General features: G+C 48.7%; 13 protein-coding genes. All 13 read left to right on the top strand.

Going from position 1 to position 16,730, the window contains the following annotated elements; translation table 11 throughout:
• Positions 1–38: 38 nt before the first annotated feature.
• Positions 39–1,721 (top strand): GMC oxidoreductase, encoded by a 1,683-nt coding sequence (locus tag KJS94_RS07530; protein ID WP_214449499.1) that lies wholly within the window; start codon positions 39–41, stop codon positions 1,719–1,721.
• Positions 1,722–1,730: 9 nt separating this feature from the next.
• Positions 1,731–3,452: a GMC oxidoreductase gene (locus KJS94_RS07525; protein ID WP_214449500.1), complete on the top strand. Its 1,722-nt coding sequence runs from the start codon at positions 1,731–1,733 to the stop codon at positions 3,450–3,452.
• Positions 3,453–3,483: 31 nt separating this feature from the next.
• Positions 3,484–4,053, top strand: coding sequence for a gluconate 2-dehydrogenase subunit 3 family protein (locus KJS94_RS07520; RefSeq protein WP_214449501.1), 570 nt, complete (start codon positions 3,484–3,486; stop codon positions 4,051–4,053).
• A 106-nt stretch (positions 4,054–4,159) separates the two neighbouring features.
• Positions 4,160–4,585, top strand: a complete 426-nt coding sequence (locus KJS94_RS07515; protein WP_214449504.1) for a hypothetical protein — start codon at positions 4,160–4,162, stop codon at positions 4,583–4,585.
• A 320-nt stretch (positions 4,586–4,905) separates the two neighbouring features.
• Positions 4,906–7,050 carry an elongation factor G gene (fusA, locus tag KJS94_RS07510; protein ID WP_214449502.1) on the top strand — a complete coding sequence of 715 codons (2,145 nt, stop codon included), beginning with the start codon at positions 4,906–4,908 and terminating at the stop codon, positions 7,048–7,050.
• A gap of 350 nt (positions 7,051–7,400) precedes the next feature.
• On the top strand, positions 7,401–10,415 hold the full coding sequence (locus KJS94_RS07505) for a SprB repeat-containing protein (protein WP_239804334.1): 3,015 nt from the start codon (positions 7,401–7,403) through the stop codon (positions 10,413–10,415).
• The gene (locus KJS94_RS07500; RefSeq protein WP_239804333.1) at positions 10,412–10,918 is read left to right on the top strand and encodes a SprB repeat-containing protein; all 507 of its coding nucleotides are present in this window, start codon (positions 10,412–10,414) and stop codon (positions 10,916–10,918) included. Before KJS94_RS07505 ends, KJS94_RS07500 begins: the two co-directional genes overlap by 4 nt.
• 94 nt (positions 10,919–11,012) lie before the next feature.
• On the top strand, positions 11,013–11,396 hold the full coding sequence (locus KJS94_RS07495) for a SprB repeat-containing protein (protein ID WP_239804332.1): 384 nt from the start codon (positions 11,013–11,015) through the stop codon (positions 11,394–11,396).
• Positions 11,393–11,707 carry a SprB repeat-containing protein gene (locus KJS94_RS07490; RefSeq protein WP_239804331.1) on the top strand — a complete coding sequence of 105 codons (315 nt, stop codon included), beginning with the start codon at positions 11,393–11,395 and terminating at the stop codon, positions 11,705–11,707. Before KJS94_RS07495 ends, KJS94_RS07490 begins: the two co-directional genes overlap by 4 nt.
• A 29-nt stretch (positions 11,708–11,736) precedes the next feature.
• Positions 11,737–12,264: a SprB repeat-containing protein gene (locus KJS94_RS07485; RefSeq protein WP_239804330.1), complete on the top strand. Its 528-nt coding sequence runs from the start codon at positions 11,737–11,739 to the stop codon at positions 12,262–12,264.
• Positions 12,265–12,296: 32 nt separating this feature from the next.
• Entirely contained in the window at positions 12,297–12,491 is a 195-nt protein-coding gene (locus KJS94_RS07480; protein ID WP_239804329.1) for a SprB repeat-containing protein, read from the top strand.
• A 32-nt stretch (positions 12,492–12,523) separates the two neighbouring features.
• Positions 12,524–13,846: a SprB repeat-containing protein gene (locus tag KJS94_RS07475; protein WP_239804328.1), complete on the top strand. Its 1,323-nt coding sequence runs from the start codon at positions 12,524–12,526 to the stop codon at positions 13,844–13,846.
• The gene (locus tag KJS94_RS07470) at positions 13,816–16,647 is read left to right on the top strand and encodes a T9SS type A sorting domain-containing protein (protein WP_239804327.1); all 2,832 of its coding nucleotides are present in this window, start codon (positions 13,816–13,818) and stop codon (positions 16,645–16,647) included. Before KJS94_RS07475 ends, KJS94_RS07470 begins: the two co-directional genes overlap by 31 nt.
• Positions 16,648–16,730: the final 83 nt, after the last annotated feature.

The raw sequence follows: 16,730 nt of genomic DNA, 5'->3' as shown, positions 1-16,730 counted from the left end.
TAAAAACAGTAAAAGGCAAATAAATAATATCAACGCATATGGCGCAGAATACTTATGATGCAATTGTAGTAGGCTCTGGTATCAGCGGAGGATGGGCCGCAAAAGAACTGACAGAAAAAGGTTTGAAAGTGATCATGCTGGAGCGTGGCAGGAACATTGAACATATCAAGGACTATGTGAATGCCAACAAGCATCCCTGGGAATTCGCACACAGGGGAGGACGTACACAGGAAATGATCGCCAATTATCCAGTTCTCAAAAGGGATTATCCGTTGAATGAAACCAACCTTGATTTTTGGGTGAATGAAAAGGATTGCCCATATACTGAGATCAAGCGTTTTGATTGGTTCAGGGGATACCAGGTAGGCGGACGCTCCTTAACATGGGGAAGGCAGAGTTATCGATTCAGTGACCTTGATTTTGAAGCGAACCTCAAGGATGGCCATGGTGTAGACTGGCCCATCCGTTACAAGGATATAGCCCCATGGTATAGTTATGCAGAGAAGTTTGCTGGGGTAAATGGTTCCAAGGAAGGATTACCGCAATTACCAGATGGCGATTTCCTTCCGGCAATGGAATTGAATTGCGTTGAAAAGGATGTAGCGGCAAGGATCCGTAAGCATTATAATGATGCGCGCCGAATGATCATTGGCCGAAGTGCTAACCTCACTGCTCCACACAACAACCGTACGAATTGTCAATACCGCAATAAGTGCTGGCTGGGTTGTCCGTTTGGTGCTTATTTCAGCACGCAGTCGGCCACCTTACCTGCTGCCATGGCAACAGGTAACCTGACCCTTCGTCCATACTCTATTGTTACCAAGGTGATTTACGATAAGGATACCAAGAAGGCAAAGGGAGTTGAGGTGCTGGATGCAGAGACCAACAAGACCTATGAGTATTATGCCAAGATCGTATTCCTGAATGCGTCGGCGTTGAACAGTACCTGGATCCTGATGAATTCGGCAACGGATATCTGGCCTGAGGGACTGGGAAGCAGCAGCGGTGAACTGGGTCATAACCTGATGGACCACCATCTCGGCGTTGGTGCCGGCGGTGTATTCGAAGGATATGAGGATAAGTACTACTTCGGTCGCCGTCCTAATGGGTTCTACATCCCGAGGTTCCGCAACCTGAATGGGGATGAGGGTCGTGGCTATGTACGTGGCTTTGGTTACCAGGGAAGTGCCAGCCGTCAGGGTTGGAGCCGTGATATCGCAGAACTGAGCATAGGGGAGGAGTTGAAAGAGGCATTGACCGAGCCGGGTGTATGGACAGTTGGTATGGGCGGCTTCGGTGAGATCCTGCCTTACCATGAGAATAAGGTGACGCTGGACAAGACACGTACTGATAAATGGGGCTTGAATGTACTGGCTATTGATTGCGAGTTGAAGGATAATGAGAAGAAGATGCGTGAAGACATGATCAATGATGCAGTAGAAATGCTGGAAGCAGCAGGGGTGAAAAATGTAAAAGGAAGGAATGGCGATGGCACCATGGGCCGCGGTATCCATGAGATGGGTACAGCAAGGATGGGCCGTGACCCCAAGACTTCTGTGTTGAACGGATGGAACCAGGTATGGGATGCCAAGAACGTTTTTGTGACTGATGGCGCTTGTATGACATCAGGCGCTTGTGTGAACCCATCCCTGACTTATATGGCCTTAACTGCCAGGGCGGCTGACTATGCGGTTAGTGAACTTAAAAAAGGAAACCTATAATATCCGGGTATGCCAGGGGATTCTAGCTCAGTACATATAAACAACAAAGCTGGTCAACAGCATACCTATGATGCCATTGTTGTCGGCAGTGGTATCAGTGGTGGTTGGGCTGCCAAGGAACTTTGCGAAAAGGGCCTGAAGGTGTTGATGTTGGAAAGGGGTAGGAACTTTGAGCATATCAAGGATTATAAGACAGCCAACCTGCATCCATGGGAACTGCCGCATAGGGGAACCGTTCCGGCAGCAACCAGGGAGGCGTACCCTGTTATTGCCAGGGGGTGGGCGCTGAGTGAAGCGGTAATGGATTATTGGGTGAATGAGAAGGATTGTCCCTATACAGAGGTGAAGCCATTTACCTGGTGGCGCAGTTATCAACTGGGCGGGAGGTCCATTTTGTGGGGTAGGCAAAGTTACCGTTGGAGTGAAATGGACTTCGAGGCCAATGAGAGAGATGGCCATGGTGTTGACTGGCCCATAAGGTACCAGGATATTGCATCCTGGTATGACCATGTGGAGCGTTTTGCCGGGATAAGTGGATCGAAGGAGGGGATCCCCCATTTGCCTGATGGGCAGTTCCTGCCACCCATGGACCTGAACTGTGTAGAGAAGGATGTAGCTGCAAGGATCAGGGAGCATTATAAGCAGAACAGGCATCTGATCATAGGAAGGGTGGCAAACCTTACTGCACCCATACCCGGAAGGAACAAGTGCCAGTTTCGGAACAGGTGTTGGGAAGGTTGCCCATTTGGGGGGTATTTCAGCACCCAGTCCTCAACCTTGCCAGCTGCACAGGCAACGGGGAACCTGACAGTCAGGCCATTTTCCATTGTTACCAGGGTCTTGTACGATAAGGATACCAAAAAAGCCACTGGGGTAGAGGTTTTGGATACAGAGAACAACCAGACCTATACCTATCAATCCAGGATAGTATTCCTTTGTGCTTCAGCCCTGAATTCTACCTGGGTCCTGTTCAATTCGGCAACGGATATCTGGCCGGGAGGTTTGGGTAGCAGTTCCGGGGAATTGGGGCATAATGTGATGGACCATCACTATAACCTTGGAGCCAGTGGAAGGGTTGAAGGTTATGAAGACAAGTACTATTTTGGCCGCAGGGCCAATGGTTTCTATATCCCGAGGTTTGTTAACCTGGGAGACGATAAGCGCAACTACCTGCGTGGATTTGGTTACCAGGGGTCAGCGAGCCGGACAGGATGGTCCCGTGAGGTTGCGGAATTGTCTATAGGGGAAGAACTTAAGGAGGCGCTTAGTGAGCCCGGGCATTGGACAATTGGGGCAACAGGTTTTGGGGAAGTGCTGCCCTATCATGATAATAGGATCTATCTGGATAAGGAGCGTAAGGACAAGTGGGGATTGCCGGTTTTGGCTATGGATGCGGAGTTGAAGCAGAATGAGTTGGAGATGCGGAAGGATATTGTGAAGGAAATGGCCAATATGCTGGAGATTGCAGGCGTTAAGGATGTCCGGACCTACGATCGTGGCCATGCCATGGGGCATGGCATCCATGAGATGGGTACAGCCCGGATGGGTAAGGATCCAAAGACCTCTGTGCTCAACAAATGGAACCAGGTTTGGGATGCCCGGAATGTATTTGTTACGGATGGCGCCTGTATGACCTCTTCGGCATGCCAGAACCCGTCACTGACCTATATGGCCCTGACAGCAAGGGCAGCAAGTTATGCTGTGGATGAACTTAAAAAAGGAAATTTATAATATTGATAGAACCGAAAAAACACATCATCATATGAACAGAAGAGAAGCCGTTTCCGCAGTAGCGGTATTACTAGGCGGAACCATCGTTGGTTCTAACCTTTTTCTCTCCGGTTGTAAGCAGGCGGATAAGAAGACTGGTTTGACCGAATTCAGCAAGGATGACATTGCCCTGCTGGATGAAATTGCAGAGACCATTATTCCAACCACCAATACGCCGGGAGCCAAGGCAGCCAAGGTGGGTGAGTTCATGACGGTAATGGTGAAGGACTGCTATGAGGAGAAGGACCAGAAAATCTTTGTAGAAGGCATGTCAGCTTTGAATGCCGCTGCGGAAAAGCAGTTCAACAAGGATTTCATGGGGCTTGATCCCAAGCAGCGTAAGGAACTGCTGGTAGCACTGGACAAGGAACAGAAGGAATATATGTCCAAGAAGAAAGAGGAAGATCCCAAGCATTATTTCAGGATGATGAAGGAACTCACCTTATTGGGTTATTTCACTTCAGAGGTAGGGGCACAGCAGGCATTGCGTTATGTACCTGTTCCGGGAAAATATGAAGGATGTATTCCTTACAAAAAAGGAGACCGTGCCTGGGCAACCTAAGCCAGGGCATCTGGAATAATAAAAAGGCCATCTGTAAGACAGATGGCCTTTTTATTTATGGGGAATAAATTAAAGTCCGCTTGAATTACCTGTTTCGGAAGACGGCATGTCTGTTGAAGGTGTTTCGGCCGGGGCGCTTACAACTTCAGGAGCTGGAGCGGCTACTGGCTTTTTAGCAGCAGGCTTTTTGGCCGCTTTTTTAGCTACAGGCTTTTTGGCCGCCTTTTTTACCACAGCCTTTTTCACTGCTTTCTTGGGGGCAGCAGCCTTCTTTACAGCCTTTTTAGCAACGGCTTTCTTGGCTGCTTTCTTTACTGCCGCTTTTTTGGGAGCAGCTTTTTTTGCAGCTTTTTTAACCGCTTTTTTAGGGGCGGCCTTCTTCACAGCCTTTTTAGCTACAGCTTTTTTAACAGCTTTCTTGGCAACAGCCTTTTTGGCAGCTTTTTTAGCCGGGGCTTTTTTCACAGCCTTTTTGGCTACTGCTTTTTTCGCTGCCTTTTTCTTGGTAGGCATATTATTACATGATTTTTAGTGAGAAATGGGTTAACAAAGAATGATTTTTAAATTTACAGCGCTTGGTTATAACTTCCAATAAATCAGTGCCTTTTTATAACGATATTTTTAAAAAGTGGATATCGTGTTGGTTTCTCCTTCAAACCTTGTCCAAACCGGCGAACCGGTAAGGGCGTAACCCTAAACAAGTCTTTTTTTTTCAACTCAATTTCTTACCTTTGCGCTCCAAATTGGGATTGGTAGGGTTTTCCGATGCCTTTTCCCGGTAGGGTAAACCGGGTAGGGGAGCACCCAAAACCGGTCTGGAAGCCAGATTTCAAAATTTTTTAACATACAACAATGGCAGACTTAAGATTTCAAAGAAACTTTGGTATTGCGGCTCACATTGATGCCGGTAAAACCACTACTACTGAGCGCATTCTGCGCTATACTGGTATGATCCACAAGATCGGTGAAGTGCACGATGGTGGCGCAACTACCGACTGGATGGAGCAGGAAAAGGAAAGGGGTATCACCATTACCTCTGCTGCGGTAAGCTGCCAGTGGAATTTCCCTACCGAAAAGGGTAAGCCTACAGCTGATACTAAGAAATACTATTTCAATATCATTGATACTCCGGGTCACGTGGACTTTACCGTTGAGGTAGAGCGTTCCATGCGTGTTCTGGATGGTCTGATCGCCCTGTTCAGTGCGGTTGACGGTGTAGAACCCCAATCTGAAACAGTTTGGCGCCAGGCTAACCGTTACAAGGTTCCCCGTATTGGTTTCGTTAACAAGATGGACCGTTCCGGTGCCGACTTCCTGAATGTAGTGAAGCAGGTAAAGGAAATGTTGGGTGCCAAGGCTGTTCCCCTGCAGCTTCCTATCGGTGCTGAAGATAACTTCAAGGGTGTGGTTGACCTCATCAAGATGAAGGGTATCGTATGGCATATGGAAACAGAAGGAATGACCTTTGATGAGATCGACGTTCCTGCTGACATGGTAGCTGAAGCTGAAGAGTGGAGGGCTAACCTGGTAGAAGCTGTTGCAGAATATGATGACAAGCTGATGGAGAAGTTCTTTGAAGATCCCAGCTCCATTACTGAAGAAGAAATGCATGCAGCTATCCGCAAGGCAACAATCGACCTCAGCATCGTTCCGATGATGTGTGGTTCTTCATTCAAGAACAAGGGTGTTCAAACAGCCCTGGATGCGGTATGTCGTTACCTCCCCAGTCCTGTCGACATCGATGCTATCGAAGGAACACATCCTGATACCGGTGAAACCATTATCCGTAAGCCAGATGCAAAAGAACCTTTTGCTGCGCTTGCATTCAAGATTATGACTGACCCATTCGTAGGTCGTCTGGCCTTCTTCCGTGCTTATTCTGGTCGCCTGGAAGCCGGTTCTTATGTACTGAATGTACGTAGCGGTAAGAAAGAGCGTATCAGCCGTATCATGAAGATGTTCGCCAATAAGCAGAACCCTATCGATTTCATCGAAGCAGGTGATATCGGTGCTGCTGTAGGTTTCAAGGAAATCAAGACCGGTGATACACTTTGTGATGAGAACAATCCTATTGTTCTGGAGAACATGTTCATCCCAGAGCCGGTAATCGCTGTAGCGGTTGAGCCGAAGACCCAGGCTGACGTGGATAAGATGGGTATGGCGATCGCGAAGCTGGTAGAAGAAGATCCTACACTGCGTGTTAATACGGATGAAGAAACAGGTCAGACCATCCTTCGTGGTATGGGTGAATTGCACCTGGAGATCATCATCGACCGTATGCGTCGTGAATTCAAGGTTGAAGTTAACCAGGGTAATCCCCAGGTGGCCTATAAGGAAGCATTCAATGGCAGGGTAGAGCACCGCGAGACCCTGAAGAAGCAGACTGGTGGTCGTGGTAAGTTCGCCGACATCGTGTTTGAACTGAGTGCAGCTGATGAAGAGTGGCTGGCCGCTAACCCCGGACAGAGCTTCCAGTTTGTGAATGATATCTTCGGTGGATCGATCCCCCGTGAATTCGTTCCTGCTATCCAGAAAGGATTCCAGTTGTCAATGGATCAGGGTGTACTGGCTAACTATCCTGTTGTGAACATGAAGGTTCGCGTATTTGATGGTAGCTTCCACGCGGTTGACTCCGATGCCATGTCATTCGAACTTTGCGCCAAGCAAGGTTTCCGTGAGGCAGCCCGCAAGGCCAAGCCGATCCTGCTGGAGCCGATCATGAAAGTAGAGGTGGTTACTCCTGACCAGTACATGGGTGATGTAACGGGTGACCTTAACCGTCGTCGTGGTATGATGGAAGGTATGGATAGCCGTAACAATGCACAGGTGATCAAGGCTAAGGTTCCCCTGAGTGAGATGTTCGGTTATGTGACCCAGTTACGTTCACTGAGCTCTGGCCGTGCATCATCAACCATGGAGTTCTCCCACTATGCACCAGCACCAAATAACATCGCTGAAGAAGTGATCGCTAAGGTGAAGGGCAAGGTGAATGCCTAAGAGTTTATAACTTTTCTCTATAAGCCGGATCTTAATGGTCCGGCTTTTTTATTGCAATGAATTGAGAAATAGAGGGTTATTAAGATTTTTCAGTAGACAGAAAAATTTAATTTAAGAATTCCTTGACATTTTGAATTTTGAAGTATTATTTTGATCTGTCGTTATCGTTTTACGATGATTGTTATACTCCTCCCCGGAGTTTCCTATGAATTTCCCTTTACGTTGATCTCCACTTAATTTATTGTTTCAATTATCCTCTCGGTAAGCCGTGCGCATTGCTCTGCGCAGTAGTGTAATTATTTGTTTACCTAAACCGTCCTATTATGGTCCATCAATCTACCCAAAGTAGAATGGCGCCAGGGCAGAAATTACCAACTCCTGGAAGTGGTAATAGGTTGCCCAGGCTATCCCTTCATTGGAAAGCGTCAAGTCCTTTTAGATCGGGCTGGATAGCTTTTCTCACCATCCTTACACTTTTTCTTACTCCTCAACTGGTTTCAGGCCAGGCCGCTACGCCATGTAACGCTATCCGTTGGGATGCCGGGGATGGATGGCGCTATAATACAACCCTGAACAAGTGGGAGGCCGTTGCCCAAAGCGGCCAGAATTTACCCCAGGGAGTTGTGGCTTGTGCTTCTGCTGCGGCAACCCAATCGGGTTTGCAGGCATTCCAGAAAACCTACACGACTATTCCTGGACTATTTCCTTCACTGACCAATTGCTTTAACATGGGTGGTGGAGGAAACGGTGTAAGGGGGGTAAATGTTACGGGTCCTGCTAATGGGGATGGAATGGTTTGGCTGAATTTTGATATCCGGCCTTTCGCCGGAACTTACCAGTTCCAGATCGTTTCCAACCAAAGCCTTGCCTATGCCTTGTTTTATGTAAATACGTCTAAGGCCGGGCCTCCTTCAACCAATACTTCGACAGGTAAGTATCCGTTGGTTGGTGACGCGGATAATTCCAAGAATTTATCTGGTGATTGTGCTGACCTTGTTTATGCAGACTGTGGTCTTACCGGTAATGGTTGGTCAACCATTACCGTTCCTTCTTTTGCGAAATCAACCAATTATTATATCGCTATTTGGGATCCTACTGCAGGTGCACAGACTATTCCCAATAATGCCAACCTGATCTATAAAGCAAGGTATGGTTGCGGTGGTTCTACCTGTACCCTTGAAAAATCAGGCTCCGATATCATCAGCTGTAATAGTTCAACACCCAGTACTTCCTATACTGTTTGTGCTGATTACCTGGGTTCAGCCGGTGCCTGGCAGGTGGTGGACAATGCTACTGTAAAGGCATCTTCTTACCAAGTTACCTATTTCCGTGCAGATGGTACACAGATTTCCACTACCGGTCCAGTAGCTTCACCTCCTATTGTTACACTGGGTACTGTAGAGAACAATGGTGCTGTCAAGGCTACTATCTGTGCGACCTATGCTATTGGCAACAACTATGATATTTCGCTTACGCCTACCACCTACAATGGTGGCAATGATTATATTCCCTGTACAACATCCGGCAGGTTCTTTGGTAATTCACCTTCCCTGCCCAGTGTTACCGCCAGTCCGAAGGCAACAAACCTTGACCTGAGCGTGGGTAATACCGTTCAATTGAATGCTGTGGCATCGGGTGGTGTATCACCTTATGCCTATAGCTGGTCACCAATTGCTAACCTGAGTGCAGCTAATATTTCCAATCCTTTATTTACTGCGCCGAATACAACACCTACTACTTATAACTATACTGTTACTGCTACGGATAACCTTGGCTGTAAGAATTCCGATAACCTGGCAATAACAGTAATACCTATCAACATAAACTGTAGTATCAATGGTCCTGGCGAAACTTGTCCGGACACAAAAGGATTGGTATTCTATAACGGCACCGATCCAAACGCCGGTATCCCGGCAGGTTATGTATATAAATGGACCGTGACAGGCAATGGAACGATCGTTGGTGCAGATAACGGCGCAACGGTTACCGTTGATGCCGGTGCTGCCGGTTCATTTACAGTCAAGCTGAAGATCACGTCTACCAACGGATTGATCAGCCTTGATGAATGTTCTAAGTTGGTAACCGTCAACCAGAATCCTACATTAGGCACCACCGTTACCAATGTTTCCTGCTTCGGCGGCAACAATGGATCAGTGACCCTTGCAGGCAGTGGTGGTACAGGTCCTTATACCTATTCTGCTGATGGGCTTACTTATGGTAATGATAATGTATTTGCAAACTTATCCACTGGTTCCTATACTTTTTATGTAAAGGATGCGAAAGGATGTATTGGTACTGTTAATGTAAACATCAGCCAGCCGACAGAAGGCCTGAGTGCAAGTGGCGTACCAACGGATGTGAAGTGCTTCGGTGAATCAACCGGTTCAATTGCACTGAGCGTTAGCGGAGGTACTCCTGGCTATACGTTTGTATGGAAGAATGCTGCGAACGAGACGGTATCAACTGTTGAAGATCCCGCCAACTTGCCAGCTGGTGTATATACGGTTACAGTAACAGATGCGAACAACTGTACCACTACAGCGGTAGTGACCATCGGCCAGCCGACAGAAGGCCTGAGTGCAAGTGGCGTACCAACGGATGTGAAGTGCTTCGGTGAATCAACCGGTTCAATTGCACTGAGCGTTAGCGGAGGTACCCCTGGCTATACGTTTGTATGGAAGAATGCTGCGAACGAGACGGTATCTACTGTTGAAGATCTCGCGAACCTGCCAGCTGGTGTATATACGGTTACAGTAACAGATGCGAACAACTGTACCACTACAGCGGTAGTGACCATCGGCCAGCCGACAGAAGGCTTGAGTGCAAGTGGCGTACCAACGGATGTGAAGTGCTTCGGAGAATCAACCGGTTCAATTGCACTGAGTGTTAGCGGAGGTACCCCTGGCTATACGTTTGTATGGAAGAATGCTGCGAACGAGACGGTATCAACTGTTGAAGATCCCGCCAACCTGCCAGCTGGTGTATATACGGTTACAGTAACAGATGCGAACAACTGTACCACTACAGCGGTAGTGACCATCGGCCAGCCGACAGAAGGCTTGAGTGCAAGTGGCGTACCAACGGATGTGAAGTGCTTCGGAGAATCAACCGGTTCAATTGCACTGAGTGTTAGCGGAGGTACCCCTGGCTATACGTTTGTATGGAAGAATGCTGCGAACGAGACGGTATCTACTGTTGAAGATCCCGCCAACCTGCCAGACGGTTACAGTAACCGCGAACCTGCCAGCTGTGTGTATATACGGAGTTACAGTAACAGATATGGAAGAATGCTGCGAACGAGACGGTATCAACTGAAGTACCTGCCAGCTGGTGTATATACAGCGGTAGTGACCATCGGCCAGTGACCATCGAGCCGACAGAAGGCCTGAGTGCAAGTGGCGTACCAACGGATGTGAAGTGCTTCGGAGAATCAACCGGTTCAATTGCACTGAGCGTTAGCGGAGGTACCCCTGGCTATACGTTTGTATGGAAGAATGCTGCGAACGAGACGGTATCAACTGTTGAAGATCCCGCCAACCTGCCAGCTGGTGTATATACGGTTACAGTAACAGATGCGAACAACTGTACCACTACAGCGGTAGTGACCATCGGCCAGCCGACAGAAGGCCTGAGTGCAAGTGGCGTACCAACGGATGTGAAGTGCTTCGGAGAATCAACCGGTTCAATTGCACTGAGTGTTAGCGGAGGTACCCCTGGCTATACGTTTGTATGGAAGAATGCTGCGAACGAGACGGTATCAACTGTTGAAGATCCCGCCAACCTGCCAGCTGGTGTATATACGGTTACAGTAACAGATGCGAACAACTGTACCACTACAGCGGTAGTGACCATCGGCCAGACAGCTTGAGTGCAAGTGGCGTACCAACGGAGTGACCATCGGCCAGCCGACAGAAGGCCTGAGTGCAAGTGGATACCGTTGAAGATCCCGCGTACCAACGGATGTGAAGTGCTTCGGAGAATCAACCGGTTCAATTGCACTGAGTGTTAGCGGAGGTACCCCTGGCTATACGTTTGTATGGAAGAATGCTGCGAACGAGACGGTATCAACTGTTGAAGATCCCGCCAACCTGCCAGCTGGTGTATATACAGTTACAGTAACAGATGCGAACAACTGTACCACTACAGCGGTAGTGACCATCACCGAACCTGAAGCTGCGCTGGATGTACAGTTCAAGCAGACCGATGTGAATTGTTATGGTGAGTCAACCGGAGCGATAGATGTTACCGTTACCGGTGGTACCGCACCTTATACGTACAATTGGAGCAATGGCGCTGATGTTGACGACCTGAGCGACCTGGCAGCCGGTGATTATACTTTGGAGTGACCGATGCGAAGGGTTGTAAGGCTACCATCAAGGTGACCATCACCCAGCCTGAGGAAGCACTCAATGCTACCGCAGTTATTACGGATGCATCCTGTGAAGGCAGTGCAGGCAAGATCGATGTTACCGTTACCGGAGGTACCGCTCCTTATACATTTGAGTGGAGCAATGGCGGTGACAAAGAAGACCTGGAGAACATTGGTGCAGGTAATTATTCAGTGACCATCACGGATGCCAAGGGTTGCACCTTCCAGTTGCGTGCAGAAGTGAAGGAGCCCCCTGGCTGGCCTGAAGATATGGCCAGACTGATGTGAACTGTTATGGGAGTCAACCGGAGCGATAGATGTTACCGTTACCGGTGGTATATGCGCCTTACACGTACAAGTGGAGCAATGGTTCCGAGGATGCCGACCTGAGCAACCTGGCAGCGGGTAACTATACTTTGGAAGTAACCGATGCCAAGGGTTGTAAGATCGGGTTGAATGTGACCATCATCCAGCCTGAAGCTGCTTTGGATGTACAGTTCAAGCAGACCGATGTGAACTGTTATGGTGAGTCAACCGGAGCGATAGATGTTACCGTTACCGGTGGTACCGCGCCTTATACGTACAATTGGAGCAATGGCGCTGATGTTGACGACCTGAGCGACCTGGCAGCCGGTGATTATACTTTGGAAGTGACCGATGCGAAGGGGTGTAAGGCTACCATCAAGGTGACCATCACCCAGCCTGAAGCTGCATTGGATGTCCAGTTCCAGCAGACCGATGTGAACTGTTATGGTGAGTCAACCGGAGCAATAGATGTGACTGTTACCGGTGGTACCGCACCTTACAGTACAAGTGGAGCAATGGTTCTGAGGATGCTGACCTGAGCGACCTGGCAGCCGGTGACTATACTTTGGAAGTGACCGATGCGAAGGGTTGTAAGGCAACCATCAAGGTGACCATCATCCAGCCTGAAGCTGCTTTGGATGTACAGTTCAAGCAGACCGATGTGAACTGTTATGGTGAGTCAACCGGAGCGATAGATGTTACCGTTACCGGTGGTACTGCACCTTATACTTACAATGGAGCAATGGTTCTGAGGATGCTGACCTGAGCGACCTGGCAGCCGGTGACTATACTTTGGAAGTGACCGATGCCAAGGGTTGTAAGATCGGGTTGAATGTGACCATCATCCAGCCTGAAGCTGCTTTGGATATACAGTTCAAGCAGACCGATGTGAACTGTTATGGTGAGTCAACCGGAGCGATAGATGTGACTGTTACCGGTGGTACCGCACCTTATACGTACAATTGGAGCAATGGCGCTGATGTTGACGACCTGAGCGACCTGGCAGCCGGTGATTATACTTTGGAAGTGACCGATGCGAAGGGTTGTAAGGCTACCATCAAGGTGACCATCACCCAGCCTGAGGAAGCACTCAATGCTACCGCAGTTATTACGGATGCATCCTGTGAAGGCAGTGCAGGCAAGATCGATGTTACCGTTACCGGAGGTACCGCTCCTTATACATTTGAGTGGAGCAATGGCGGTGACAAAGAAGACCTGGAGAACATTGGTGCAGGTAATTATTCAGTGACCATCACGGATGCCAAGGGTTGCACCTTCCAGTTGCGTGCAGAAGTGAAGGAGCCCAGTGGCCTGAAGATCGAGTATGGCCAGACTGATGTGAACTGTTATGGTGAGTCAACCGGAGCAATCGATGTTACCGTTACCGGAGGTACTGCGCCTTACACGTACAAGTGGAGCAATGGTTCCGAGGATGCCGACCTGAGCAACCTGGCAGCGGGTAACTATACTTTGGAAGTAACCGATGCCAAGGGTTGTAAGATCGGGTTGAATGTGACCATCACCGAACCTGAAGCTGCGCTGGATGTACAGTTCAAGCAGACCGATGTGAATTGTTATGGTGAGTCAACCGGAGCAATAGATGTGACTGTTACCGGAGGTACCGCACCTTATACGTACAATTGGAGCAATGGCGCTGATGTTGACGACCTGAGCAACCTGGCAGCCGGTGATTATACTTTGGAAGTGACCGATGCGAAGGGTTGTAAGGCTACCATCAAGGTGACCATCACCCAGCCTGAGGAAGCACTCAATGCTACCGCAGTTATTACGGATGCATCCTGTGAAGGCAGTGCAGGCAAGATCGATGTTACCGTTACCGGAGGTACCGCTCCTTATACATTTGAGTGGAGCAATGGCGGTGACAAAGAAGACCTGGAGAACATTGGTGCAGGTAATTATTCAGTGACCATCACGGATGCCAAGGGTTGCACCTTCCAGTTGCGTGCAGAAGTGAAGGAGCCCAGTGGCCTGAAGATCGAGTATGGCCAGACTGATGTGAACTGTTATGGTGAGTCAACCGGAGCAATCGATGTTACCGTTACCGGAGGTACTGCGCCTTACACGTACAAGTGGAGCAATGGTTCGAGGATGCCGACCTGAGCAACCTGACAGCGGGTAACTATACTTTGGAAGTAACCGATGCCAAGGGTTGTAAGATCGGGTTGAATGTGACCATCACCGAACCTGAAGCTGCGCTGGATGTACAGTTCAAGCAGACCGATGTGAATTGTTATGGTGAGTCAACCGGAGCAATAGATGTGACTGTTACCGGAGGTACCGCACCTTATACGTACAATTGGAGCAATGGCGCTGATGTTGACGACCTGAGCAACCTGGCAGCCGGTGATTATACTTTGGAAGTGACCGATGCGAAGGGTTGTAAGGCTACCATCAAGGTGACCATCACCCAGCCTGAGGAAGCACTCAATGCTACCGCAGTTATTACGGATGCATCCTGTGAAGGCAGTGCAGGCAAGATCGATGTTACCGTTACCGGAGGTACCGCTCCTTATACATTTGAGTGGAGCAATGGCGGTGACAAAGAAGACCTGGAGAACATTGGTGCAGGTAATTATTCAGTGACCATCACGGATGCCAAGGGTTGCACCTTCCAGTTGCGTGCAGAAGTGAAGGAGCCCAGTGGCCTGAAGATCGAGTATGGCCAGACTGATGTGAACTGTTATGGTGAGTCAACCGGAGCAATCGATGTTACCGTTACCGGAGGTACTGCGCCTTACACGTACAAGTGGAGCAATGGTTCCGAGGATGCCGACCTGAGCAACCTGGCAGCGGGTAACTATACTTTGGAAGTAACCGATGCCAAGGGTTGTAAGATCGGGTTGAATGTGACCATCATCCAGCCTGAAGCTGCTTTGGATATACAGTTCAAGCAGACCGATGTGAACTGTTATGGTGAGTCAACCGGAGCAATAGATGTGACTGTTACCGGAGGTACCGCACCTTATACGTACAATTGGAGCAATGGCGCTGATGTTGACGACCTGAGCAACCTGGCAGCCGGTGATTATACTTTGGAAGTGACCGATGCGAAGGGTTGTAAGGCTACCATCAAGGTGACCATCACCCAGCCAGACCAGGCACTTTCAGCCCAGGCTGTTCCGACAAATGGTGATTGCTCAGGATCTACAGGTTCGATCAACCTGACCGTTACCGGTGGTACAGCTCCCTATACCTATGAATGGAGCAATGGAGCATTAACCGAGGATATTGATAATCTTGCAGCGGGTAACTATTCTGTAATTGTGACAGATGCCAAAGGTTGTACTACTTCAGCCAGGGCAACAGTTGAACAATCCGGCAGCCTTGAAGCCAAGACTATCGTTTGTGATGTTCGTTGCGTTGGAGAATCTAACGGCTCAGTTAACCTGACAGTGACAGGTGGTGTACCTCCGTATACTTATACCTGGAGTAATGGCGCTACAACTGAGGATCTCTTCAATGTGCCTGCAGGTAATTATTCAGTAGTGATCAAGGATTCAAAAGGCTGTGTAGGTACTGCATCAGCTGTTGTAGGTAGCCCGGCCCCGATCAATTGCTACCTGTATCCGACCAGTGTTATCCAGGTGAATGCAGGAGCTACAACAACGGTTACTGTTAGCGCTTCTGGTGGTACGGGTCCCTACACTTATACATGGTCAATTGTAAGCGGCCCCGGTTCTATCGTAGGTGGGCAGGGTACCAACAAGGTTACTATCAAGGCAGGTTCAACTGCCGGCAAGATCGTGGTGAAAGTGTCGATCAAGGATAGCAAAGGTTGTTGCAAGGAATGTACGAAAGAGATCACAGTGTTGAGTTGTGTATGCCCAGAGCAGTTGATCACTTATTGTACTTATCCCCAGCAGTTCTACGGAAGCACAAGTGGTGCCGTATGTACACCAACTTATGGCCAGCTTTCACCCGTAAACCTGATCACCCAGAGCATCAAGAATATGCCAAACGGAAACCTGTATTTTGGTTTGCCCGGCAGAAGCTTCTGGACACCAGCTTCAAATGCTGCCCGTCTTAACAGCATTCTTCCTGGTAGTGGAACACCTGCAGTATTGTCTGGAAATCTGACTGCATGGTCAGTACCGTTGACAAATGGAAAGATCAACAATGTATTGTTGTCCCAGACCATTACACTGGCATTGAACATGTACATTACACCAGACCGTAAGTTGGGTAACTTCAGGTTGGAAGCCGGTAAGTGGCTGGTTACCCAGAAGAGGGATTGGCGTTCCACCTGCTCAGATCCAAAGCCAATGGATTGCTTTGTTAACGGAGTGCCAACAACAAGCTATAATAGTTGGTTCATGCCAGCCAATGTGGTTAATGCCCTTGGAAGCAATAAAACGGTATGGGGATTGTTTACCCTTGCCAGCAACTCACTGGGCGGTGCACAATTGCCAGTAGGTGTTACACTTTCAGACATCGTAAGGGCACTGGATGTGATCAATAATGCCTTTAATGATTGCAGGTTCTTTGTTAAATGGTCAGATTGCAAAGTGGATTGTTCGAATATTGATATGCTCAACAGTCCCACCGCAACATCTGTAGTGACAACCCCAACTGTAAGCTATGGCGTGCAGTCAACCACAGCGGTTGAACTCGAACAACCGATCACCTTTGCTGCAACAGTAACAGCCTTCCCGAACCCATTCGTTGACAGGGTTCAATTCCAGATCAAGGCTGTTGAGACTGGAAAGGTATCACTGGAAGTATTCAATGAGCTGGGACAAAGGGTTAGTACCTTGTTCAATGCCCAAATGAGGCAGGGAGAGGTACAGAATGTAGAGTACAAGCCGAACCAAAGCATGACCGGTGGACTCATCTACCGACTGACCAGTAACGGCAAGGTCTTTACCGGAAAGTTGTTGCAGGCGTCTAGACCGATCAGATAAAAATCAAGGTAGAAATACCCAACCAAGGCTGTCCGCAAGGACAGCCTTTTTTTATGCAGTTTCAGAATAGCTGCCTAAATTGT

Origin of the sequence: Flavihumibacter rivuli (assembly GCF_018595685.2) — a bacterium.
GTDB lineage: Bacteria > Bacteroidota > Bacteroidia > Chitinophagales > Chitinophagaceae > Flavihumibacter > Flavihumibacter rivuli.
Note: the sequence above shows the minus strand (reverse complement) of the source record. Positions and strands in the feature narration are given on the sequence as shown.